The 25,022-nt window shown below is 44.0% G+C and carries 16 protein-coding genes and 2 riboswitches; all 16 genes read left to right on the top strand.

Annotated features, from left to right (window positions below):
- The first annotated feature begins 169 nt into the window (after positions 1–169).
- Entirely contained in the window at positions 170–1,414 is a 1,245-nt protein-coding gene (locus FRZ06_08470; protein ID QOX63384.1) for a transcriptional regulator, read from the top strand.
- A complete protein-coding gene (locus FRZ06_08465) occupies positions 1,401–1,850 on the top strand; it encodes a hypothetical protein (GenBank protein QOX63383.1) in 450 nt (149 codons plus the stop codon). The genes FRZ06_08470 and FRZ06_08465 overlap by 14 nt, the downstream gene beginning before the upstream one ends.
- Before the next feature lie 171 nt (positions 1,851–2,021).
- Positions 2,022–2,231, top strand: coding sequence for a hypothetical protein (locus tag FRZ06_08460; protein QOX63382.1), 210 nt, complete (start codon positions 2,022–2,024; stop codon positions 2,229–2,231).
- Positions 2,232–2,282: 51 nt separating this feature from the next.
- Positions 2,283–3,083, top strand: a complete 801-nt coding sequence (locus FRZ06_08455) for a transglutaminase domain-containing protein (protein QOX63381.1) — start codon at positions 2,283–2,285, stop codon at positions 3,081–3,083.
- A 54-nt stretch (positions 3,084–3,137) separates the two neighbouring features.
- Positions 3,138–3,226, top strand: a riboswitch (cyclic di-GMP riboswitch).
- A gap of 296 nt (positions 3,227–3,522) precedes the next feature.
- Positions 3,523–3,616, top strand: a riboswitch (cyclic di-GMP riboswitch).
- Positions 3,617–4,399: 783 nt separating this feature from the next.
- Complete coding sequence (locus FRZ06_08450) at positions 4,400–4,597, top strand: hypothetical protein (GenBank protein ID QOX63380.1); 198 nt, start codon at positions 4,400–4,402, stop codon at positions 4,595–4,597.
- 28 nt (positions 4,598–4,625) lie between these two features.
- Positions 4,626–8,177 (top strand): VWA domain-containing protein, encoded by a 3,552-nt coding sequence (locus FRZ06_08445; protein QOX63379.1) that lies wholly within the window; start codon positions 4,626–4,628, stop codon positions 8,175–8,177.
- Between the two features lie 29 nt (positions 8,178–8,206).
- A complete protein-coding gene (locus tag FRZ06_08440) occupies positions 8,207–9,490 on the top strand; it encodes a hypothetical protein (protein QOX63378.1) in 1,284 nt (427 codons plus the stop codon).
- 29 nt (positions 9,491–9,519) lie between these two features.
- Positions 9,520–9,927 (top strand): hypothetical protein, encoded by a 408-nt coding sequence (locus FRZ06_08435; GenBank protein ID QOX63377.1) that lies wholly within the window; start codon positions 9,520–9,522, stop codon positions 9,925–9,927.
- A gap of 29 nt (positions 9,928–9,956) precedes the next feature.
- Positions 9,957–12,128 (top strand): S-layer homology domain-containing protein, encoded by a 2,172-nt coding sequence (locus FRZ06_08430; GenBank protein ID QOX63376.1) that lies wholly within the window; start codon positions 9,957–9,959, stop codon positions 12,126–12,128.
- Between the two features lie 302 nt (positions 12,129–12,430).
- A complete protein-coding gene (gene spoIVA / locus FRZ06_08425; protein ID QOX63375.1) occupies positions 12,431–13,909 on the top strand; it encodes a stage IV sporulation protein A in 1,479 nt (492 codons plus the stop codon).
- A gap of 314 nt (positions 13,910–14,223) precedes the next feature.
- Positions 14,224–14,313, top strand: a complete 90-nt coding sequence (gene kdpF / locus FRZ06_08420) for a K(+)-transporting ATPase subunit F (GenBank protein QOX63374.1) — start codon at positions 14,224–14,226, stop codon at positions 14,311–14,313.
- The gene (gene kdpA / locus FRZ06_08415; protein ID QOX63373.1) at positions 14,310–15,998 is read left to right on the top strand and encodes a potassium-transporting ATPase subunit KdpA; all 1,689 of its coding nucleotides are present in this window, start codon (positions 14,310–14,312) and stop codon (positions 15,996–15,998) included. Before kdpF ends, kdpA begins: the two co-directional genes overlap by 4 nt.
- An 11-nt stretch (positions 15,999–16,009) precedes the next feature.
- Positions 16,010–18,067 (top strand): potassium-transporting ATPase subunit KdpB, encoded by a 2,058-nt coding sequence (kdpB, locus tag FRZ06_08410; GenBank protein QOX63372.1) that lies wholly within the window; start codon positions 16,010–16,012, stop codon positions 18,065–18,067.
- A 10-nt stretch (positions 18,068–18,077) separates the two neighbouring features.
- The gene (locus tag FRZ06_08405; protein ID QOX63371.1) at positions 18,078–18,638 is read left to right on the top strand and encodes a potassium-transporting ATPase subunit C; all 561 of its coding nucleotides are present in this window, start codon (positions 18,078–18,080) and stop codon (positions 18,636–18,638) included.
- Positions 18,639–18,678: 40 nt separating this feature from the next.
- Positions 18,679–21,351, top strand: coding sequence for a sensor histidine kinase KdpD (locus tag FRZ06_08400; protein ID QOX63370.1), 2,673 nt, complete (start codon positions 18,679–18,681; stop codon positions 21,349–21,351).
- A 178-nt stretch (positions 21,352–21,529) separates the two neighbouring features.
- Positions 21,530–24,811, top strand: coding sequence for a HAMP domain-containing protein (locus FRZ06_08395; protein QOX63369.1), 3,282 nt, complete (start codon positions 21,530–21,532; stop codon positions 24,809–24,811).
- The last annotated feature ends 211 nt before the right edge of the window (positions 24,812–25,022 follow it).

The following is a 25,022-nucleotide window of genomic DNA, read 5'->3' as shown; positions in this document are numbered from 1 at the left end:
TTTCCTGTAGAAATATTTGGGATCAGAATGTATGAAATCGCCAAAATTCAATTGATTTTTAACAAAAAATGATAGATAATATTATCATCTTACATACAAATCCATATTCAGTAAATAGTCACTAATTAATACATTTTATTTGTCGTATTTGTTATTCAGGGAGCGGTTTATGGAAACTAGCGTTGAATTACATAGAAATCAGGAACTAGAAATTCAAATGCTCGGAGATTTTTGCCTTCGATACGGAGATCAGATACTGTCAGGTGATCGTATCAGAGGGAAGCAGGTTTGGAGTCTCTTGGAGTACATTATGGTTAATCGTCATAATGAAATATCCATGGATGGACAAATTCAGGTTTTGTGGGAGGACGATGAAGTTGATGATCCTGCAAATGCGCTGAAAAATCTTGCATACCGTCTCAGGGTTGCATTAAGGAATTCCCTAGGATTGAAGGATATGGATACCATCGTATTCAAACACGGAGCTTATGCCTGGAACAAGAGCTTTTTATGTATTGTGGATGCAGACTTACTGGAAGAATCTTATAAGGCACTACAGCAAAACAGTCTTGATTTAGTAACCCAGAAAATGCATCTGGAAAAAATCATTCGCCTCTATAAAGGCGGATTTATGCCGCAATCAGCTTATAAGGAATGGATTCTCCCCCAAGCGGTCTATTATCAGCGTATTTATATGGAAGCAGTTCAGCGGTACAGTACCATTCTTTTGGATGAGGGAGATTGCAGTGCGGTGGAAGAATTGTGCCGTAGAGCCATATCCATAGATCCCTTTGTGGAGACGAACCATGCTTTATTGATCCAAGCTCTGATTCAATCCAAAAACCATGGAAAGGCCATTGAGCATTACAACTACGTGAACAAGTTGTATTATGATGAGCTGGGGGTAAGGCCTTCGGATCAGATCACAAAGCTGTATCATATGGCAGTGGATAAGGGGGATGCATCTGCGCAGGATATCTCCATGATCAAAGATGACCTGAAGGAAGTGGCTGATATAAATGGAGCTATTTATTGTAATTATGAAGAGTTTAAAATGATCTATCAGCTGGAAGCGAGAGCTTCATTACGGTCTGGTAAATCTATTTTTATTGCCCTATTAACTGTCACCGGTAAAGATCGGAAAAGTCTTCCTAAAAATAATCTGGATACGACCTTTGAAAAACTCAAGAATTCCATCGTGTATGCGTTGCGTAAGGATGATGTGGTGGCAAGATATGGGAGAACACAATTTCTTTTGATGCTTTCCAACCTAACCTACGAAAACAGCAACATGGTGCTGGACAGGCTTGTCAAGAAAATAAATTGCAGCGGAATCGATGATGCGGTAGAGGTTTACGGACAGCTACAAACGCTTGAGCCTATCGAATTGGAGGAGCAATATGTTTCAGTTTGAAAATAAGATTGTATCCAGCAGTATTGCACGATTCAAGATGATCGTTGAACAGGCCGAACCTTATAACTTTTCTGGGGTCTTATATAATGAGTATTATGGGTTTAATTTGGAGTTTCAGGGTATAAGACAGTTGTTGGGAAGACTTGATGATTTCTTTGACTATGTGGAATTCCCTCAAGCAACCCACGAAATCAGAACATTTGATGATCACAAGGGACAAAAAGCAAAAAAGGTACCCCAAGGAATCAGAAATGTTACCCATGAAGAAATGATGGGAAAGCAAGCATCCCTGATCCTGCATGTTCAGTTTCGACAGAATTCCACCTGGCAGGGAACTATAACATGGATGTCAGAAGACAAAACAAAGAGATTTCGAAGTGAACTTGAGATGATTAGCATCATCGGTGAGATTTTAAACAGCAGGGTTTCGGATTGAAAGATCATCAGAAATAAATATTAATATTATTTTAATAATTACCTTCTATAATGGAGTATATGACCAAATTGTGACTGAGCCGTACCATAATAATGATGAATGTTTATAAGCAGTAGTATATGTTTGATGGCTGGCAATGGAAGCATAGAATCTAATAGGGGGTACTCTTAAATGGAAGAAATAAAAAAAGAAGATTGTAAGGCTACTTTTACGATACAAATCCAGTTTCAACAACATTCCACGTGGCAAGGAACGATTTCTTGGACGGAAGGGGAGAAGACTCAGCGGTTTAGAAGTGAACTGGAAATGATCAAGTTGATGATGGAGGCAGTCTCCAGCAATCAGGGTGAGGATGGGCAGGAATTCAACTGCTGGAGTTAGTGGAAAGTAGTCTGCGGCTTTAAGAGATAGAGTTTAAAGAGGGAGACGTAGATGAGAGTTAGATTAATGCTAGCAACGGCGCTGGTCATAATAGGGATTTTTGCCGGAACATCGGCAGTTTACGGAGCAGAATATTTTGACAGTAAGGATCTGGGCAGCGGTGTGGTACATATCACCTATGATGGTGGAGGTAAGACCAAAGTCATTATTCAGAAAGACGATAAGAAATATACATATGATATTAACAGTGTGGGAAAAACGGAGAGCTTTCCTTTGCAACTCGGAAACGGGAAGTACAAGGTAAGTCTCTATAAGAATACTTCGGGAAATTCATATAAACTGATTGCAGCAGAAGATTTTAATGTCAAAATATCAAATCCTGAATCTGTCTATCTGACATCGACACAGAACATCGACTGGAATATTGATTCGAAAGCAGTGAAGAAGGCCGTTGAATTGACGAAGGATATTGATGGGGTTGAAAAAAAAGCAAAGGTACTCTGGGATTTCATGGTCAATAACAATGCCTACGATTATGACAAGCTATCCAAACTACCCAGCGGATATGTTCCTATAATCGATCAGACGTTAGCAGAAAAAAAGGGAATCTGCTACGACTTTTCTTCCCTATATGCAGCAATGCTGAGAAGCCAGGGTACACCAGCAAAGCTTGTGAAAGGCTATGCACCGAAAAATGCGGTTGGGTATCATGCATGGAATGAGGTTTATGATCAAAAAAATAAAGAATGGATCATCATCGATACCACCTATGATGTTCAGGTAATCAAAAAAAATCCAAAAGTTTCAATGACTAAAAATTCTACAGACTTTAATAAGGTGTATGAGTACTAAATTACATCAATGCCTTGACGGATATCTAGTTTGGAGACAATTTAACACAATGTAATATTGAAAAGGCAAACCCCTTGAAAGTGGGTGACGCAAAGCTTGGAGCCTACAGTATATTAAATTACCATGGCGGTCCAGCTGCCACATATTTCATTCTCATGTACTGAATCAGAGATGGAAGATGTGGTTTTTTATTTATAGAAACAAGAAGAATTCGCAATTTTGATGCTAATGAAAATATTCCGTGGAAGATTTCAATGGCTCTGGTCACAAGAATACAAAAAAACTGGTAAAAATTATGAATTTATGACTACTTTGTGACCGGTCCATGTGATAATAGCCTCATGTTAAATATAATCTGTACAAATTAAATGAACTCTACATGGTAGTAACCGAATGTATATGCAGCAGCATATATTGATGGTTTCTATAAAAGAGGAGAATATTGAAACGGCAAACCCGTTGAAAAACGGGGACGCAAAGTCAGGAGTCTAAAGCAATCCGAATCGGGTTGCCATGGCCGTCCGACTGCCATATATTTCATTCCTACTTATTATTTTAATGAAAGGAGAAATGAAAGAATGGCTTTTTTTAATTGTAAGAAAAGATCGAAGCTATTCGTAATGGCCTTGGTTACCGTATCGATAATAGCCAGCTACTCCATGCCAGTATCGGTTTACGCGACTGAGGACAACCCAAGGGAGCCAACCTCAATGGAGGAAGTTTCTACGGACGAACCAGTAATCGATCAAGCAGGTAAACCCTCAGAAAGTCCTATTGGCGAACCGTCAGTAGATCCTTCCGTTGAGGAGCCAGCTGTCGATCCATCTGAAGACCCTTCCGTGGAGGCGCCAGCTGTTGAACCATCTGAAGATCCTTCTGTGGAGGAGCCAGCTGTTGAACCATCTGAAGATCCTGAACAAGTACCGGCGGAGTCGGATTTGACTGCATATGTGGTCGAATATGAAACGGCAGCAGGAGAAAAACTGTTACAGGACAAAGTGGTGACGGACCAGATGGTCGGTGATGAAGTAAGTGAAGATGCTGTTGTAATTGAAGGTTATTCGGTTGATGAATCCACAAAGAACATTACTTTAGTGCGGGATGAAAACCTGATTACATTTATTTACAAAGCAGCCGAATCCGTAGAGGAGCCACTTCCACCTGCTGAAGAGGAGCTTCCCCCAGTAGTTGAGATTCCGGTGATCGAGGAAGAGGTGGTTACCGAACCAGCGATCGTTGTGGAACCGACAGCAGCTGTGCTGACAATAACACATCGATTGAATGTTGGCAATCAGCAGGTAGATGAGGTACAGACGGTGGAAGGGCTGGAAATCGGACAAGTGGTCGACCTTGAACAATACGTTCTGACGGAAGATTGGTTCGAGATTGCAAGCGACGTTAACAGCATCACACTGAACGAAGAGCAGACCTCTATCATACTGGAATACAAGCCGTTAGAAGGTTTCGTGGTTGCCATTCCTGAGAGCACATCTGAGGAACAGTCTGATTTGTAAATAGGGATAAGATAAAGGAGGGATATTTATGAAACCCAAAAAAGCCTTAGCACTTTTTCTGGTTATGATAATGTGCATTAGTCTTGTCCCTGCAAATGCATTTGCAGACGCTAGTGATGGTGTTACAGTAAGGAAGACAGCTACGCCTGTTCCGGGTTTAGATCGCAATTATGATATAACCTTAGAACTGGCAGGCGATGAAATTGAAACGGTTAAGCCGGTCGATATTACTTTAGTATTCGACGTATCTGGAAGTATGGGTGACACAAGTAATGGCAGAACCAGAATGCAGATGACCATAGATGCTGCTAATACTTTTATTGACAGTGTTATGGCGAAAAACACGGCTGCTGGAAACGCCAATAATGTCAGAGTCTCCATTGTTAAGTTTTCTGAATTAGCTAGCGTATATCGATTTGCAGGCAGTGCAGGCTGGAAGGATAGCATTGGCAGCAACAATGGCCATAAGTATTATACTGATGTTGCTTCAACAGCAAAAAGCATAATCAGCAGCTTGCGTCCTGATGGGGGAACCAATACTGAAGCCGGATTCATGGCTGCAAAAGCAGTTTCAGATGTCAGAAACAGTAATGGTGACCATGTCAGCGGACGTAGTGCTGATAGTTATGTTATCTTCATGACGGATGGTGTGCCGACTTACCGAATTACTTCCGGAGGATGGGGTAATGGAAATGCCGACTCGGGCGGTAGTGGTAGTTCCACCAACAATAATGAATTTAACGAGGCAGTTGTGGCAGGAAAGGCATTGCAGGATGCCGGTAATATAGTATATACGGTTGGCCTGCTGATAGGATATGGATCTGGCTCTGCAGACATGAAGTGCGCAGACGCCCTATTGGCTGACGATGGATATTACACTAGGAGTAATACAGGAATTTTTGGAGCCGTTGTATATACGAAGGCTACCGACAGGACTGCATATTCTTCTCAGTATACATCCATCTCTCAGGTTGCTGGAGCAGCAGATGCTATCAAGAATGCCTATTCCAGTATCGCAAATGACATTAACGCCAGAGCGACTGGAACCGTGACGGACATTGTTCCGGCAGGCTTTACTGTAGTGCCTGGCAGTGTAAGACCTACCACAGCTACTGTAACAGTGAATCCAGATGGAACAACTACAATTACAGTAAACAATATCAGTACTGGGCCTGAGAATGATCCAAACCTGATCACTTATCGCGTGATCGCAAATGAGGGAACTTATGGCTCGGCTTATACCAATGTTAGCGCAACATATACGTACACGTTGAACGAAACAGGTACAACGGGATCGACAATATTTCCAAAACCCGTGGTGCCGCTTGCTCCGATTGCTGTTGCAGATACAGCAACAACTTCAGTAGGTGAGACTGCATATATTAATGTTTTGTCAAATGATGTGAACGCAAAGATAACTGAGGGCGGAGGAGCCGTAACAGATCTTCGAATTGAAGATTTATCAGCGATTACAGGTCCTTCAGGAGCATCGGTAAGCATTACTGACGGAAAGGTTAATTTCACAGCAATCGCACCAGGGACATATACATTTACGTATCGCGCGGTGGCTACTGTTGAGATAAGCGGCCAGGAGTCAATTGTCAAATCAGTGCCGGCGACAGTTACAGTTACAGTTACAGGTGCAATCAGCTATAGTGCATCCGGATATCAAGGCGTATACGATGGATCCAGCCATGGCATCACAGTAACGTCAACCGGAGTAGAGATCAGGTACGGTACGATTGAAGGAACGTATGGTACTACAGCACCGACTTACAAGAACGTAGGTGTGTACACCGTTTACTATCAGATCACCAAACCGGGATATGCTTCCATAACAGGAAGCAGAACGGTTACAATTACACCAAAGGCAGCAACTGTAGAAACGGGAAGTGCAAGCAAGGTATATGACGGAACACCGCTGACAAACAGCACCGTGACACTGGGCGGAATCATCGTAGGTGATACTGTTACCGCAACGGCAACAGGAACACAGACGATAGTTGGAAACTCAAACAACACCGTGACAACAGCAGGAGCCGACAAGGGGAACTACACGTTCACCGAAACCCTTGGAACCCTGACAGTAACGAAAGGTACTTTAAGCTACAGTTCTTCAGGTTATGAAGGCGTATACGATGGATCCAGCCATGGCATTACAGTAATGTCAACCGGAGCCGCGATCAAGTATGGAACGGTTGAAGGAACATATGATGTAACTGCACCGACTTACAAGAACGTGGGCGAGTATACCGTTTATTATCAGATCGCCAAACCTGGCTACACCACCGTGACCGGAAGTGAGACGGTGAAAATTACACCAGCTCCTGTGACCGTAACGGCAGATGCAAAGAGCAAAGCCTACGGAGCAGCCGATCCTGAACTGACTTACACAAGCAGTGTGGAAGGTTTGACCTTCACAGGCGAACTTGAAAGAGAAGCAGGAGAAGATGTCGGGACATACAAGATCAACCAGGGAAGCCTGAGTGCAGGAGCAAACTATACGGTAACGTATGTGGAAGCAAACCTGACGATCACCCCGGCAACTGTGACCGTAACGGCAGATGCAAAGAGCAAAGCCTACGGAGCAGCCGATCCTGAACTGACTTACACAAGCAGTGTGGAAGGTTTGACCTTCACAGGCGAACTTGAAAGAGAAGCAGGAGAAGATGTCGGGACATACAAGATCAACCAGGGAAGCCTGAGTGCAGGAGCAAACTATACGGTAACGTATGTGGAAGCAAACCTGACGATCACCCCGGCAACTGTGACCGTAACGGCAGATGCAAAGAGCAAAGCCTACGGAGCAGCCGATCCTGAACTGACTTACACAAGCAGTGTGGAAGGTTTGACCTTCACAGGCGAGCTTGAAAGAGAAGCAGGAGAAGATGTCGGGACATACAAGATCAACCAGGGAAGCCTGAGTGCAGGAGCAAACTATACGGTAACGTATGTGGAAGCAAACCTGACGATCACCCCGGCCACTGTGGCCGTAACGGCAGATGCAAAGAGCAAAGCCTACGGAGCAGCCGATCCTGAACTGACTTACACAAGCAGTGTGGAAGGTTTGACCTTCACAGGCGAGCTTGAAAGAGAAGCAGGAGAAGATGTCGGGACATACAAGATCAACCAGGGAAGCCTGAGTGCAGGAGCAAACTATACGGTAACGTATGTGGAAGCAAACCTGACGATCACCCCGGCAACTGTGACCGTAACGGCAGATGCAAAGAGCAAAGCCTACGGAGCAGCCGATCCTGAACTGACTTACACAAGCAGTGTGGAAGGTTTGACCTTCACAGGCGAGCTTGAAAGAGAAGCAGGAGAAGATGTCGGGACATACAAGATCAACCAGGGAAGCCTGAGTGCAGGAGCAAACTATACGGTAACGTATGTGGAAGCAAACCTGACGATCACCCCGGCAACTGTGACCGTAACGGCAGATGCAAAGAGCAAAGCCTACGGAGCAGCCGATCCTGAACTGACTTACACAAGCAGTGTGGAAGGTTTGACCTTCACAGGCGAGCTTGAAAGAGAAGCAGGAGAAGATGTCGGGACATACAAGATCAACCAGGAAGCCTGAGTGCAGGAGCAAACTATACGGTAACGTATGTGGAAGCAAACCTGACGATCACCCCGGCAACTGTGACCGTAACGGCAGATGCAAAGAGCAAAGCCTACGGAGCAGCCGATCCTGAACTGACTTACACAAGCAGTGTGGAAGGTTTGACCTTCACAGGCGAGCTTGAAAGAGAAGCAGGAGAAGATGTCGGGACATACAAGATCAACCAGGGAAGCCTGAGTGCAGGAGCAAACTATACGGTAACGTATGTGGAAGCAAACCTGACGATCACCCCGGCAACTGTGACCGTAACGGCAGATGCAAAGAGCAAAGCCTACGGAGCAGCCGATCCTGAACTGACTTACACAAGCAGTGTGGAAGGTTTGACCTTCACAGGCGAACTTGAAAGAGAAGCAGGAGAAGATGTCGGGACATACAAGATCAACCAGGGAAGCCTGAGTGCAGGAGCAAACTATACGGTAACGTATGTGGAAGCAAACCTGACGATCACCCCGGCAACTGTGACCGTAACGGCAGATGCAAAGAGCAAAGCCTACGGAGCAGCCGATCCTGAACTGACTTACACAAGCAGTGTGGAAGGTTTGACCTTCACAGGCGAACTTGAAAGAGAAGCAGGAGAAGATGTCGGGACATACAAGATCAACCAGGGAAGCCTGAGTGCAGGAGCAAACTATACGGTAACGTATGTGGAAGCAAACCTGACGATCACCCCGGCCACTGTGACCGTAACGGCAGATGCAAAGAGCAAAGCCTACGGAGCAGCCGACCCTGAACTGACTTACACAAGCAGTGTGGAAGGTTTGACCTTCACAGGCGAGCTTGAAAGAGAAGCAGGAGAAGATGTCGGGACATACAAGATCAACCAGGGAAGCCTGAGTGCAGGAGCAAACTATACGGTAACGTATGTGGAAGCAAACCTGACGATCACCCCGGCAACTGTGACCGTAACGGCAGATGCAAAGAGCAAAGCCTACGGAGCAGCCGATCCTGAACTGACTTACACAAGCAGTGTGGAAGGTTTGACCTTCACAGGCGAGCTTGAAAGAGAAGCAGGAGAAGATGTCGGGACATACAAGATCAACCAGGGAAGCCTGAGTGCAGGAGCAAACTATACGGTAACGTATGTGGAAGCAAACCTGACGATCACCCCGGCAACTGTGACCGTAACGGCAGATGCAAAGAGCAAAGCCTACGGAGCAGCCGACCCTGAACTGACTTACACAAGCAGTGTGGAAGGTTTGACCTTCACAGGCGAGCTTGAAAGAGAAGCAGGAGAAGATGTCGGGACATACAAGATCAACCAGGAAGCCTGAGTGCAGGAGCAAACTATACGGTAACGTATGTGGAAGCAAACCTGACGATCACCCCGGCAACTGTGACCGTAACGGCAGATGCAAAGAGCAAAGCCTACGGAGCAGCCGATCCTGAACTGACTTACACAAGCAGTGTGGAAGGTTTGACCTTCACAGGCGAGCTTGAAAGAGAAGCAGGAGAAGATGTCGGGACATACAAGATCAACCAGGGAAGCCTGAGTGCAGGAGCAAACTATACGGTAACGTATGTGGAAGCAAACCTGACGATCACCCCGGCAACTGTGACCGTAACGGCAGATGCAAAGAGCAAAGCCTACGGAGCAGCCGATCCTGAACTGACTTACACAAGCAGTGTGGAAGGTTTGACCTTCACAGGCGAGCTTGAAAGAGAAGCAGGAGAAGATGTCGGGACATACAAGATCAACCAGGAAGCCTGAGTGCAGGAGCAAACTATACGGTAACGTATGTGGAAGCAAACCTGACGATCACCCCGGCAACTGTGACCGTAACGGCAGATGCAAAGAGCAAAGCCTACGGAGCAGCCGATCCTGAACTGACTTACACAAGCAGTGTGGAAGGTTTGACCTTCACAGGCGAACTTGAAAGAGAAGCAGGAGAAGATGTCGGGACATACAAGATCAACCAGGGAAGCCTGAGTGCAGGAGCAAACTATACGGTAACGTATGTGGAAGCAAACCTGACGATCACCCCGGCAACTGTGACCGTAACGGCAGATGCAAAGAGCAAAGCCTACGGAGCAGCCGATCCTGAACTGACTTACACAAGCAGTGTGGAAGGTTTGACCTTCACAGGCGAACTTGAAAGAGAAGCAGGAGAAGATGTCGGGACATACAAGATCAACCAGGGAAGCCTGGCGCTTAAGGACAACGGAAGCTTCAGGGCCGGCAATTACACACTGAGCTACATCGAAGCAAATCTGAGCATCGCAGCAGGAACAGGAGCAGAGCTCAATGTCAAAAACTACAACAACGTATACGATGCTAAGGCATATAGTATCACTGTAGGCAGTCTTCCTGAGAATGGCAATACAATCTTGTACAGCCAGAATGAAACGGACTGGAGTGAGATTTTACCAACGTTCACATCTGTGACAGCAGAAAAAATCGTTTATGTAAAAGTGTTAAATCCGAATTATGTTGAAAGAACGGGAACAGGAACTGTTATCATTAACCCAAGACCGATCACCTTAACTGCAAAGAGTGCAGTGCTTGACTGGACCGGAGCGCCGCTGAACGTAGCAGCACCGGGCTATGAAATCACAGCAGGAACACTGGCAGAAGGACAGAGCATCACAAGTGCAACCGTATCGGAAGCGCAGACAGAATCTGGAACTTACGAAACGACAGTAGGAGAGGCAGAAATCGGAGAAAACACCTCCAATTATGAAATCACCTATGTCAAGGGAAGCTTGGTGATCAACCAGCTGAACATGGATCAGGAAGTAAGTTCAGAAGGATACGAAGGCGTATACGACGGAACGGGGCACGGAATCAAAGTGAGTGCACCGTCAGGAGCAACGGTAACGTACGATGTGGAAAACTCCATGACGAACGTAGGGGAAGGAACCGTAACGTACACAGTAACCAAACCGGGATACAAGTCGGTAACGGGAAGCGCGATGATCAGGATTAACCCGAGAGAGATAACAATTACAGCCAACAGCAAGAGCAAGAGATACGATGGGACGCCTCTAACCGACAGTGGGTACAGCGTGACGAAAGGAACAGTTGCTGCAGGAGATAATATCATAAGCGTTACTGTGATCGGAACTCAGACATCTAGAGGAACTTCTGATAATATCGCAAAAGATGCGGTAATCATGGATGGAGAGACAAATGTGACATCCAACTATGATATCTTGTATGCAAAGGGCACTCTGAATGTTACAAGAAGAAGTTCTGGCGGTGGAGATAAGGATAACACCACTACCATTACAGACGAAGAAGTACCCGGAGGGCCGCTCCTGAACATGGTTGATCATTATGCTTACATTCAAGGTTATCCCGATGAGACGGTAAGACCACAAGGGAATATCACCAGAGAAGAAGTTGCAGCCGTATTCTTCAGACTATTGGATCCGACTTACAGAGAAACGATCCGAACAACCGAAGAAGATTACAGCGATGTGGCAGAAAGCAGATGGTCAGTCAAGCATATTGGGACCCTGTCAAACGGTCAGGTTCTCACAGGTTATGCTGACGGAAGTTTCAGACCTGGAGCATTTATGACAAAGGCAGAACTGGCGACGGTTGCATCAAGATTTGACGCACTGTCCGAGCCTGGTGATGTTAAGTTCTCAGATGTCAGCGGACACTGGGCTGAAAAGTATATCCTCTCCGCAGCAGCGAAGGGATGGGTAAAAGGATATGAAGACGGCACTTTCAAACCGGATCAGTACATTACAAGAGCGGAATTTGTAACTTTGGTCAATAATGTATTGGAACGCAGCGTGCAAGAGGAAAATATCCTTCCGGATGCAATTCAATTTAAGGATTTGCAGAAGGGCAAATGGTACTATGAAGCCATGCAGGAAGCAATCAACAGTCATAATTATGAAAGAGCTGCTGATGGCTTCGAGAAATGGACCGAGATTTTCTATCCGGTAAATGAGATGTAATCTCTGGTTCAGAAATGGTTTAAAGCAATGTAACTTGCTGTACCATTAAAAACATTTTTAGAGGCGCCTTTTGACGATTCTATTGAATCGAAGAGAGGCGTTTCTCTATTTTTATAAGATCTGTAGTACTAGCTGAAAAAATTATGAATAAAGAAATACTTCCTCTAATATATTGTACAGATATTAGCCCGCCCAGTCTGCGCAGCTGGCGGATGGAGGACTGATACAAGAAAATCACAAATCTGTGATTTGTAGATTTTTACTGCCAATGAGTAGAATGAAAGGTAGAGGAGGTTAGTGCATTGGAAAACCTAAATATATATGAAAGCATAGCTGAGAGGACTCAGGGCGACATCTATGTAGGGGTTGTAGGACCGGTAAGGACAGGGAAATCAACTTTTATCAAACGATTTATGGATTTGCTTGTGATCCCAAATGTGACAAACACCTATGTGAAAGAGCGGGTCGTAGATGAGCTTCCCCAGAGTGGAGCGGGAAAAACCATAACGACTACCGAACCGAAGTTTGTTCCTGCTGAGGCGGTATCAATTGAGCTTCCGGGTAATATCAACTTTAAGGTGCGAATGGTTGACTGTGTCGGCTATATGGTTAAGAATGCGTTGGGCCATCAGGAGAACGGAAAAGCAAGGATGGTAAGCACGCCTTGGCAGGAAAGACAGATTCCATTCGAAGAAGCCGCGGAAATTGGCACCAGAAAAGTTATTGCTGATCATTCTACCATAGGTATTGTTGTTACGACAGATGGGTCGATTGGAGAAATCGACCGAGACAGCTACATCCCAGCAGAAGAGCGAGTCGTCAGGGAACTGAAGGAACTGAAAAAACCCTTTGTCATTGTATTAAACGCATTGGATCCTGATGCGGAAGATACGAGAGAGCTGAAATGTCTCATGGAAGAAAAATACGAAGTCCCGGTTATCGCTGCAAACTGCGCACGAATGAGCACTAAGGTGCTGAATCAGATTCTGAGCGAAACACTGTTTGAATTCCCTGCGGCACAAATCAAATTCCGACTTCCCGGATTTATTGATGGCTTGCCGAACGAGCACTGGATTAAAGCAACTTTAATTCAGAATATCAAGGACTGGAGCAAGACATTTGATAATATTAGAGATATCCAGAGCACAATTGCCGGTCTGGAAGACGGTGATGTAGTGCAGGCCATCGCAGTAAACAATATGGATCTGGGTACCGGAGATATTGAGGTTGAAGTTGTCCCAGTTGAAGGGCTCTTCTATAAAGTGATTCAAGAGCTAACTGGTCAGGAAGTGGCCAATGATTATCAGTTCTTTGGACTGATAAAGGAATTCGCTCAGGCGAAGAAATCTTATGATAAGTTGAAAGATGCAATGGTTCAGGTTGATGATTCGGGATACGGCATCGTACAGCCCAAGCTTTCCGAAATGGTTTTAGAGGAACCAGAGATCTTTAAACAGGGCAATAAATTCGGCGTCAGACTGAAAGCGAAAGCACCTTCACTGCACATTATTAAAACAGACATTACCACAGAAGTATCACCAGTTGTGGGGAGCGAAAAGCAAAGCGAGGATTTGATTCGTTACCTGCTCACCGAATTTGAAAACAATCCTGCAAAGATATGGGAAACGAATCTCTTCGGAAAATCACTGCATGAAATGGTGTCAGAGCAGATGGAGAATAAGCTGACCAATGTGCCTGATCACATCCGATTCAAGGTTCAGCGGTCTCTTCAGAAAATATCTGACGAGGGCAAAGAATACTTTATCTGCATCGTTCTGTGACAGGGATGGATGCCTATTGGGAAATATATAACAAATTTGTTCGAATTAAATTTGTTTGAACTTAATATGTAATAAAAAGGAACCAGAAATGGTTCTTTTTTATTGGAGTAATAAGCTTGTTGACTTGCCTTTTTACTCGAGAGAGGTTCCTTGAATTACAATTTAATAAATGGTTACATTTCCAGATCTTTATACAATCTTAATGCAATAAGCATTTTCCTTTATACCCTATTAATCTATTAAGTTATATATTCAAGTTGTAAATAGAAATATGATCTTTATCAGAATGAAAAAAAGAAATGGAGTGATCATTTGTGAATTTTATTCTAGCGGTTTCAGCCTGCCTAGCAGTGGGTTTGCTGGTTTATTTATTTTATGTTTTGTTTAGAGGTGAGAATCTATGAGTTTAATTATCATCCAGATGACAATTTATCTTTTGTTGCTGATTACACTTTCCGTTCCGCTGGGGACTTATATCTATCGGGTCATGACTGGACAAAAAGTTTTTCTGACTCCGGTACTGGCACCTGTTGAAAACGGGATTTATAGAGTGTTGGGGATTCGTGACAGATACGAAATGAAGCCGCGGGAATACACCGCTGCGGTAGTTTTGTTCAGTATCATCTGCCTTGTGTTTGTTTTCGGAATCCAAATGCTGCAAAACTATTTACCCTTGAATCCGGAACATTTGGAGGAGGTAGACTGGGATCTGGCATTTAACACTGCAGCTAGCTTTGTTTCGAACACAAACTGGCAGGCGTATGCAGGAGAAGTAACGCTATCCTATTTAACACAAAGCATTGGTTTGACCGTCCAGAATTTTTTATCTGCTGCAATCGGAATTGCGGTTTTGTTTGTACTGATCAGAGGTTTTGTAGTGAAACAAGAAAAAACAATCGGTAACTTCTGGGTAGACCTGACACGGTCAACATTATATGTCCTTATTCCGCTTTCGCTTGTGCTGGCGATATTGCTTGTTTCACAGGGAGTGGTCCAAACTCTGGCACCTTATCATCAAGTGATAAGCTATGAAAGCGGAGTGTCCCAGACGATTCTGCTGGGCCCGGCAGCAAGTCAGATTGCCATCAAACAGCTCGGCACCAACGGTGGAGGATTTTTCGGAATGAATTCCGCATTTCCTTTAGAAAACCCGACGGCGTTTTCAAATCTCCTTGAGCTTCTTGCAATTCTGATCATCCCCGCAGCTCTCTGTGTATCCTTTGGGAAAGCGGTGAAGGACCACCGGCAGGGAAGGGCAGTCTACATTGCAATGATTGTTTTATTTATTGCAGCACTTGCAGGTGCGATCGTATGTGAACAGTTTACGGCACCGCTGTTTGACGGAGTCATGGCAGCAGGAAACATGGAAGGGAAAGAGGTTGTACACGGGATCGGAACCTCGGCCCTTTGGAGCGTAGCAACGACTGCAGCGTCAAATGGTTCAGTAAATTCAATGCATGACAGCTTTACTCCGCTTGGTGGAATGATTCCAATGTTCCTGATGCAGCTTGGAGAAATCGTATTTGGCGGTGTCGGAAGCGGATTATATGGGATGATTGCATTTGTAATCCTGACAGTATTTATTGCAGGACTAATGGTTGGGAGAACACCGGAATATTTAGGAAAGAAGATTGAGCCTTATGATATGAAAATGGTTTGCTTGATTGTGCTTGTACCGCCGCTCATGACATTGTTCGGTACAGCAGCAGCCGTATTAGTACCCGAAGCTGCAAGCTGGCTGACGAATACGGGAGCGCACGGATTTTCAGAAATTCTTTACGCGTTCTCTTCCTTAGGGAACAACAACGGCAGCGCCTTTGGAGGGTTCAACGCGAATACTGTTTTTACAAATGTTACAGGGGGAATCATTATGCTTCTTGTACGATATATTCCTTTAATTGCGGTAATTTATCTGGCGGGAAGTCTGGCGGGTAAAAAGAGCGTTGCTGTAAGTGAAGGGACATTGTCTACTAGCAACCTTATGTTTGTCTCGCTATTGATTGGTATTATTATCATCATTGCCGCTTTGAGCTTCTTGCCGGCGTTGGCACTTGGACCGATAGCAGATTACTTTACAACCTTGAATTGAGGTGAAATGATATGAAAAAGAATGAAAAAAATTATGAGATTATGATAGATGCGCTCAAGCAATCCCTTGTCAAACTATCCCCCCGCATTCAGGTGAAAAACCCTGTCATGCTTGTGGTGTATATTGGAGCGATCCTTACAACTGTGCTTTATTTTCTGGCGTTTATAGGAATCAAGGATGAAAGTCAGGGATACACCCTTGCAATCGCTCTGATTCTTTGGTTTACAGTTTTATTTGCCAACTTTGCCGAAGCAATTGCTGAAGGCAGGGGCAGAGCCCAGGCAAACAGCCTCAGGAGTGCGAGGAAAGACGTAAAAGCAAGGAAATTAAAATCCGCAGAAAATTTGAATGACTACGTTGAGATTTCTTCCAGCAGCTTAAAAACGGGAGATCTCGTTTATGTAAAATCGGATGAACAGATCCCTATGGACGGGGAAGTGATTGAAGGCGCCGCCTCTGTTGATGAAAGTGCGATAACTGGAGAATCAGCACCGGTCATCAGGGAATCGGGAGGCGACAGGAGTGCTGTAACCGGCGGAACTACCTTAGTCTCCGACTGGCTTGTAATCAGAATCACTGCAGAAGCCGGAGAAAGTTTCCTTGATAAAATGATTGCAATGGTTGAGGGTGCTTCCAGAAAAAAGACTCCTAACGAAATTGCTCTTCAAATCCTTCTTGTGGCTTTGACAATCATATTCCTTGTGGTTACGGCAACTCTGCTTCCGTTCTCCAGTTTCGTAAGTAAACAAATGGGAGCGGGAGCGGCAATTTCAGTTACAAATGTAATTGCGTTACTGGTTTGCCTTGCCCCGACTACGATAGGAGCGCTGCTATCATCCATTGGTATTGCAGGAATGAGCAGGCTTAATCAGGCGAATGTCTTAGCAATGAGTGGTCGTGCCATCGAGGCAGCAGGGGATGTTGATGTTCTATTGCTTGACAAAACGGGTACGATTACGCTGGGAAACAGGCAGGCAAGCGAATTTATTCCGCTTGATGGAATATCTGAGTCAGATTTGGCAGACGCTGCTCAGCTTTCCTCTCTTGCAGACGAAACCCCCGAGGGACGGAGTGTCGTAATTCTTGCAAAAGGAAGATTCGGGCTGAGAGGAAGGGATCTTTCGAAGCTTGGTGCGACCTTTGTCGAGTTTACAGCGAAAACCAGAATGAGCGGTATCGATTATCAGGGGAATGAAATCCGCAAAGGTGCAGCCGAAGCGGTGAAAGCATACGTGAACGACAACGGAGGATTTTATCCTGAGGAATGCGAAAAGATTGTGAAGAAAGTGGCAAAAGAAGGCGGTACACCGCTGGTGGTCATAAAAAACAAAACCGTTTTGGGTGTAATCTATTTGAAAGATATCGTTAAGAATGGTGTAAAAGAACGTTTTGACGATTTACGGAAAATGGGAATCAAAACCATCATGATCACTGGAGATAACCCTATGACCGCTGCAGCAATTGCCGCAGAAGCAGGAGTGGATGACTTTCTGGCAGAAGCAACGCCAGAAGCAAAACTAGAACTCATTCGCGATTACCAGACGAAGGGACATTTGGTTGCAATGACCGGAGATGGAACGAATGATGCTCCCGCATTGGCACAAGCAGACGTTGCAGTTGCCATGAACACCGGAACTCAGGCGGCAAAGGAGGCTGGGAATATGGTGGATCTTGATTCCAGTCCAACAAAGTTAATCGATATTGTACGGATTGGTAAACAACTGCTTATGACGCGCGGGGCCCTTACTACGTTCAGCGTCGCAAATGACGTGGCCAAGTATTTTGCCATCATTCCTGTGTTGTTTTTTAACATTTATCCGCAGCTCGCTGCATTGAATTTTATGGGGCTGACCAGCACAATGAGTGCAATCCTTTCCGCAATCATATATAACGGCCTGATTATTATCGCACTGATTCCGCTCGCGCTGAAAGGTGTCAAGTATCACGAAATGTCGGCTGGAAACCTGCTGAAAAGAAATATGCTGATCTACGGATTCGGTGGTTTCATTGCCCCGTTTTTCGCAATCAAACTGATTGATATCCTTTTGACCGTCTCTGGTCTTGTGTGAGGTGAATAAAATGAGTCTATTGATAAAAACATTAAAACCGGCGCTGCTGAGCTTCCTGCTTTTCACATTGATTTGCGGAGTAATATACCCTGGGTTGATTACTGGAATCGCACAAACAGCATTTCGTGAAAAAGCTGACGGAAGTATCCTGAAAGTAACACTGAACGACGATACTTCAAAAGAATATGGTTCTGTGCTGATCGGACAGGAATTTACCAAACCCGAATATCTGATTGGCAGACCGATGGGAACAACGAATCTTTCTCCCGCAAGCAAGGAGCAAGCGAAGCTTGTTAAGGAACGAACTGAATGGTGGCGTTCGATTGATCCGAAGAATCAGTCTGACATTCCCGCAGATCTTGTTACTGCATCCGGAAGCGGTTGTGATCCGAACATTTCGCCGGCAGCCGCCGAATATCAAATTCCTCGTATCGCAAGAGAAAGGGGGATTAAGGAATCCGACGTACGAGCTGTTGTTAAGGAATGTACGAAAGGTAGATTTCTGGGATTTTGGGGAGAACCTTCTGTCAATGTATTGAAAGTGAATTTAATGCTGGACGGTCATCTCTAAACTTATCATAGTAATACGTATTAAAGGTGGTGAATAGGGAGTGTTTGATCAAGATGGACATCGTCCGAATCCGGATACAATTTTGGAAAAAATTCGTTTCAGAGAAAATAAGAAAAAAGGAAGACTGAAGATTTTTCTTGGATATGCAGCGGGAGTTGGCAAGACATATTCCATGCTGGATGACGCACACGAAAAAATGAATAGCGGCATTGATGTTCTAGTGGGTTATATCGAACCGCATACCCGGCCTGAAACGATGCAGATGATGGATGGCTTGTCCACACTGCCACCAATGGAAATTAAGTATAAAAATCTTCTGTTGAAGGAATTTGATCTGGATGCAGCACTGAAAAGAAAACCGGATCTGATTCTGGTAGATGAACTTGCCCATACCAATGCGCCTGGTACACGGAACAAGAAACGTTATCAGGATATTGAAGAGCTTCTAAATGCCGGAATCGATGTTTATACAACAGTGAATATACAGCATATCGAAAGCTTGAACGATGTTGTGCAGAAGATTACCAAAGTTGCTGTACGGGAAACGATTCCAGATTATATTTTTGACGAGGCGGATACAGTCGAAATAATAGACTTTTCCCCGGATGAATTGATTAAAAGGTTTGAAGATGGGAAAATTTATCGTGCGACAAGAGCTGAAACCGCGCTGCGGGTCTTTTTTTCGAAAGAAAACTTACGGCTTTTACGTGAAATTGCAATGAGAAAGGTTGCTGACCGGATCAGTGAGGATAACCGGAATGAAAAAAAAATTCAGGAAAAAATTATCAGCACAAAGCTTCTGGTTTGTATCAATGCATCAGTAGCATCAGATCGATCGATCCGGTGGACTGCAAGAACAGCGGAAGCTTTTCATGCCCCATGGGTTGCTGTATACGTAGATAGTAAAGCAAAAAGCGATGAAAAAGAGATTCAGGTAAACCTGGATCTGGCAAAAAGGTTGGGGGCGGAGACCGTTCGGCTGAATGGTCACGACGTAGCCGATACCATTGCGGAATATGCAAAAATCTCAGGAATTACGAATCTTGTGATTGGGAAAGTCAGAAAAAAGAAAACAATAAAAACTCTATTCGAGATAGACCTGGAGGATAAACTGCTTTCTCTGTTGCCAGACATCGAGGTTCATATCATTCCGGATATTCCACAGAAAATGTATCATCAGAAAAATCGAATTAAAATAACGGGAAATCTGTACTTTTCATGGTCTGACCTGATTAAGACAACTGGAATACTCATCATGGCGACTTTACTTTCCATGGGGCTGCAGGCGGCAGATATCGGAGACCAGAATATAATAATGGTATATATTCTTTCGGTTTTAATTATTGCGAGAATTACGATCGGCCATATTTTTGGCATAACCGCCTCAATACTAAGTGTTCTATTATTCAACTTCTTCTTTACTGTTCCATACTATACGTTTAATGCAATCCAGCCAGGCTATCCAATCACCTTTTTAATTATGTTTCTGGCAGCGTTCATTACAAGTACGCTAACGGTAAGGATCAAATCGCAGATGCGGCTTTCCGTTGAAAGAGAACATCGTACGAAAATCCTTTATGAAATTAATAAAAAGTTTCTTGTGACCAGAGGATTAGAGAATATTGTAGCACTGACTAACGAATATATAACAAATATTTATGATCGTGCGGTCGTATTTTATACACAAGATCCTGTGCAAGAGTCGGAAGGATTTTTTATGGGGTCAGCGACAGACCTTGACATTGATTTACTGAAAAATGACGATGAAAGAGCTGTTGCCCATTGGGTGTTTCAGAATAAGAAACGTGCTGGTTCCGGTACGGATACACTGATCGGTGCTGCCGGTCATTATATTCCAATTATTTCACAAGCAAAGGTTCTTGGTGTTATTGGTGTTTCATGCACAAAAGGGAAACTTGATCAAAACAACCGTCTGTTCCTGAGAATGCTTGGCTCTCAAGTAGCAATGGCTTTGGAACGACAGTATTTGTCGGATGATCAAAGGGAAATCCTAATCGAAACCGAAAAAGAGAAGAGCAGGAGCAATCTTCTACGTGCAATTTCTCATGATCTAAGAACTCCGCTGACAGGAATCCTCGGTGCTAGCTCCACGATTTTGGAAAGTGGTGAAAACCTGGATAAACAAACACACGATCATTTAATTTTAAATATCAAGGAAGATTCTCAATGGCTGATCAGGATGGTTGAAAACCTCTTGTCAGTGACCAGGATTAATGAGGGAACTATGACTGTTACGAAAACTTCGGAAGTGGCGGAGGAAGTTGTGGCTGATACGATCAGCCAGATAAGAAAGAGATTTCCTGAACGGAAGATATCGGTCAAAATTCCTAATGAATTGCTGATCGTTCCCATGGATGGAACCTTGATTGAACAGGTCCTTCTTAATTTAATTGAAAATGCGTTCAAACATTCGTCGGCGGACTCATCCGTTGAAGTCAGCGTCAGAAAGGAAAATCACTATGCCGCTTTCGAAGTGATTGATGAAGGAGAAGGGATCAATGAGGAGGATTTTCCCTACTTGTTTGAAAGCTATATTCCTAATGGAGATCGAAGTTCTGATTCTTCAAGGGGTATGGGTATTGGATTATCAATATGTATGTCAATCATTAAAGCGCATAAGGGAAAACTCGGAGCTGCAAACCGAAAGGAAGGCGGAGCTATATTTTGGTTTAAACTGCCTTTGAAGGGATGAACTGAAAATGAATAACTAAAGGTCAAATTCTGTGAAATTTTTGGAAATCAATTCTAATAAAATAAGATGAGAGCTCAGGTTTCATTTATAACATCATGTGGTATATATAACTCAATACAGTCTGAAATGCCTAAAAGGCTTATTATAGATACTAACATGTAAAGAAAGGCGAACTGACATGAAAATGAATCTGACAAAAAAAATTGCTTTGATCCTTGCGGGCTTACTCATCGCGGTATCTCTTATTCTGAGTGTGGTTTCCATTCGTACAAGCTCAAGTGCTTTATTGAGTGAAACGGAAAAATCAACTATGCAGCGTGCAAAAGAAAATGCAAATCGTATCAGCTTGATGATTGAAAGAGATCTGGCTGTGCTGTCAAGTGAAGCGGAAAAAACACAAATTGTTACGATGGATTGGGAATCGCAGACAAATGAACTGATCTCAAAGATTGACACACTGGGTTATTTGGATATGGCTATTGTTACTCCTGATGGTATGGCCCATTATATCAAAGGAAATGATGTCTCTGATCTATCAGACAGAGAATACATAAAACAGGCTCTGGCGGGAAAAAACAGCATTTCTGACGTAATTGTCAGCAAAGTAACCGGAAAACCAGTATTAATGGAAGCTGCACCGATCTTTGATGGTGAGCAGGTTGTAGGAGCGCTGATTGGACGGAGAGACGGCAGCAAACTGCTGGAAATATTTAATTTGGTAAGCGATGAAGAAGTCTACTATTTTATACTTGGCCCAGATAGCACCTTTTATGCCCACCCTGATCCTGCATTTGTATTGGAAGCGAGAAATGCATTGGGTGAAATTGAATCCGACGGATCTTTAAAAAACTTCGGAATTGCACTTGAAAAAGTTGGACTGGGAAATACAGGTATGGCCAAATATGAGCTTAATGGAGAAGATCGTTTTACCGCATTATCACCCATTCCGAGCACTCAGTGGACACTAGGGGTGGGAAGCTATGAAAGCGTAGCTCTCAAGGGAATTCAATCCCTCAGATTTACATTAATCGCATTGTCTGCGGCAGTCGTACTGATCGGTGTCATCGTCGCTTTGATCTTTAGCAGGCGGATTTCTATTCCTATCATTGAACTGAAAAAAGTGGCGGACAAGCTGGTTCTTGGAGATGTGGACGTTGATGTACGGACAAACCTCAAGGATGAAATAGGTGATTTATATGAATCCTTTGGTGTAATGATTGATAATGTCAAACAGCAGGCCAAAGCTGCGGAGCTGATTGCTGGAGGGATACTGCCTCAGAATATAGCACCTAGATCAGAAAAGGACATTTTGGGCATCAGTATGTGTTCGGTGATTGATACTTTGAATGACCTGTCAAATGAAACTGCTGCCTTAACCAGTGCGGCTGCGCAAGGTAATCTTAGCCTCCGGGGCGAGGAAGAAAAATTTCAAGGAATCTACAAGCAAATTATTCAGGGGTTCAACGAGACGCTTGATGCTGTGGTGCAGCCCCTTTCCGTTGCTGCAGATTATATGAAACAGATCAGCAGAGGTGATATCCCTCCTGAGATCACTGCAGAATACAAGGGGGATTTCGATGAGATTAAAGAGAGCTTAAATACTTGTATCGCAGCAGTTAGGCGCTTGATTGATGACACTTCAATGCTTTCCAACGCTGCAGTTGGAGGAAAGCTTTCTGTACGTGCTGACGCTTCCGCCCACGGTGGCGATTTTGCCAGAATTGTGGAAGGAATTAACCAGACGCTAGACGCGGTTGTGAACCCGCTGTATATGGCTGCCGAATATATACAAAAAATCGGGGTCGGAGAAATTCCGGAAGAAATTACTGAGTCATATTATGGTGATTTTAATGAAATAAAAATCAGCATCAATTCTTGTATCCAGGGTTTAAGAGGTTTGGAAGAAGCAAGTGAAGTCCTCGAACAGATGAGCCTGAACGACTTTTCAAGATCGGTAGAGGGCAGCTATTACGGGATCTACGCAAAGATTGCAGAATCACTGAACCTAATGAGAGAAAGTCTACTAAGTTCAATCTCTGTTATCGATCAAGTATCCAAAGGGGATTTAAGTGATCTTGGGGAATTAAAAGCAATAGGGAAGCGCAGCGAAAATGATACCCTAGTGCCGACTTTGATTATGATGATGGAGAATATCAAAGCTCTGGTAGATGAAACAACTGTATTATCTGCAGCGGCAGTAGAAGGCGATTTAAAGCTGCGAGGCGACGCTGCGAAATTTAGCGGAGAGTATGCCAAGGTCATTGAAGGAGTCAATCAAACTTTGGATGCGGTTACAGAACCGGTGCAGGAGGCGTTGGCAGTACTTGAGGAAATGGCTGGCGGGAATCTGAATGTCTCAATGCAAGGAGCGTATCAAGGAGAGCATGAGCAAATCAAAACTGCATTGAACTCGACAATTGAAAATTTGAAAAAATATGTGGATGAGATTTCGTCGGTTCTTGCTTCCATCAGTTCGGGGAATCTGAATGTGGAAATCATAGGCAGCTATGAGGGCGACTTTGTTTCAATCAAGGAATCTCTTGTCAATATCATTACGTCTCTGAATTTGGTGTTTCTTAATATCAATCAAGCGTCAGAGCAGGTGGCGGAAGGATCAAAGCAAGTGGCAAACGGCAGCCAGATTCTGTCTCAAGGAGCTTCCGAACAAGCTAGCAGCGTAGAGGAGTTGACTGCTTCTATCGCAGAAGTATCAGCCATTACAAAAAATAATGCCGCTAACGCAGTAAATGCAAATGAACTAGCGCAGTCGGCCATGAATAATGCTGAAACTGGAAGTCGCCAGATGGGAGAAATGCTGTCTGCAATGGAAGAGATTAATGAATCCTCAAATAATATCTCCAGAATCATTAAAGTGATTGATGATATAGCGTTCCAGACCAATATTTTGGCACTCAATGCTGCAGTTGAAGCAGCCAGAGCCGGTCAGCATGGAAAAGGTTTTGCCGTTGTGGCAGAAGAAGTCAGGAATCTGGCAAGCCGCAGCGCACAAGCGGCAAGAGAGACAACGGAAATGATTCGTAATTCAAAAGAAAAATCATCCAAAGGCACCGATATTGCGAATCAAACCGCCGCAGCCTTGGTAGAGATTGTTGAAAGCATTCAAAAAACTGCCGTTATTATATCGGATATTTCAGAATCCTCCAATGAACAGGCAACCGGTATTTCGCAGATCAATGCAGGACTTAACCTTGTCTCACAGGTGGTGCAGAGCACAGCAGCTACGGCAGAAGAAAGCGCAGCTTCCAGTGAAGAACTTTCTGGACAGGCCGAGCTTCTCAAGGAGATGATTGCAAAATTCAACCTGAGGGAAGAAGCATCAATCCTTGGCGACAGAAAAACAATGAGGCTGACAGCTCCTGCCAGCACAGCCTCATCAATCAATGAAGAAATCACTCGTCCAAGAATTATATTAGCGGATGACGAGTTTGATAAGTATTGAGGACAAACGTAATAGATCCAATCGAAGCAAGGAAGAATTCCAGCATCATGCAGGGAATTCTTCCTCTTTTATTTCGATTGTATGTCGAAATAAGGGATCAAGTAAGGAAGAAAATTTTTATGTTAGCAATTTTTCGACAAAAAATGACTTGTTATAATTTTTGAATCAGTGTATATTCGAGAGAGGTGTAACATTATGATGATTTCTGTCA

This window comes from Clostridiales bacterium, from assembly GCA_015243575.1.
GTDB classification, from domain to species: Bacteria; Bacillota; Clostridia; order Peptostreptococcales; family Anaerovoracaceae; genus Anoxybacterium; species Anoxybacterium hadale.
Note: the sequence above shows the minus strand (reverse complement) of the source record. Positions and strands in the feature narration are given on the sequence as shown.

What these genes read in the sequence shown, in the direction of transcription:
- FRZ06_08460 (QOX63382.1), top strand. Translation starts at nt 2,022, where the DNA reads ATGGAAGAAATAAAAAAAGAAGATTGTAAGGCTACTTTTACGATACAA.
- FRZ06_08465 (QOX63383.1), top strand. Translation starts at nt 1,401, where the DNA reads ATGTTTCAGTTTGAAAATAAGATTGTATCCAGCAGTATTGCACGATTC.
- kdpA (QOX63373.1), top strand. Translation starts at nt 14,310, where the DNA reads ATGAGTTTAATTATCATCCAGATGACAATTTATCTTTTGTTGCTGATT.
- kdpB (QOX63372.1), top strand. Translation starts at nt 16,010, where the DNA reads ATGAAAAAGAATGAAAAAAATTATGAGATTATGATAGATGCGCTCAAG.
- FRZ06_08405 (QOX63371.1), top strand. Translation starts at nt 18,078, where the DNA reads ATGAGTCTATTGATAAAAACATTAAAACCGGCGCTGCTGAGCTTCCTG.
- FRZ06_08455 (QOX63381.1), top strand. Translation starts at nt 2,283, where the DNA reads ATGAGAGTTAGATTAATGCTAGCAACGGCGCTGGTCATAATAGGGATT.
- FRZ06_08470 (QOX63384.1), top strand. Translation starts at nt 170, where the DNA reads ATGGAAACTAGCGTTGAATTACATAGAAATCAGGAACTAGAAATTCAA.
- FRZ06_08445 (QOX63379.1), top strand. Translation starts at nt 4,626, where the DNA reads ATGAAACCCAAAAAAGCCTTAGCACTTTTTCTGGTTATGATAATGTGC.
- FRZ06_08395 (QOX63369.1), top strand. Translation starts at nt 21,530, where the DNA reads ATGAAAATGAATCTGACAAAAAAAATTGCTTTGATCCTTGCGGGCTTA.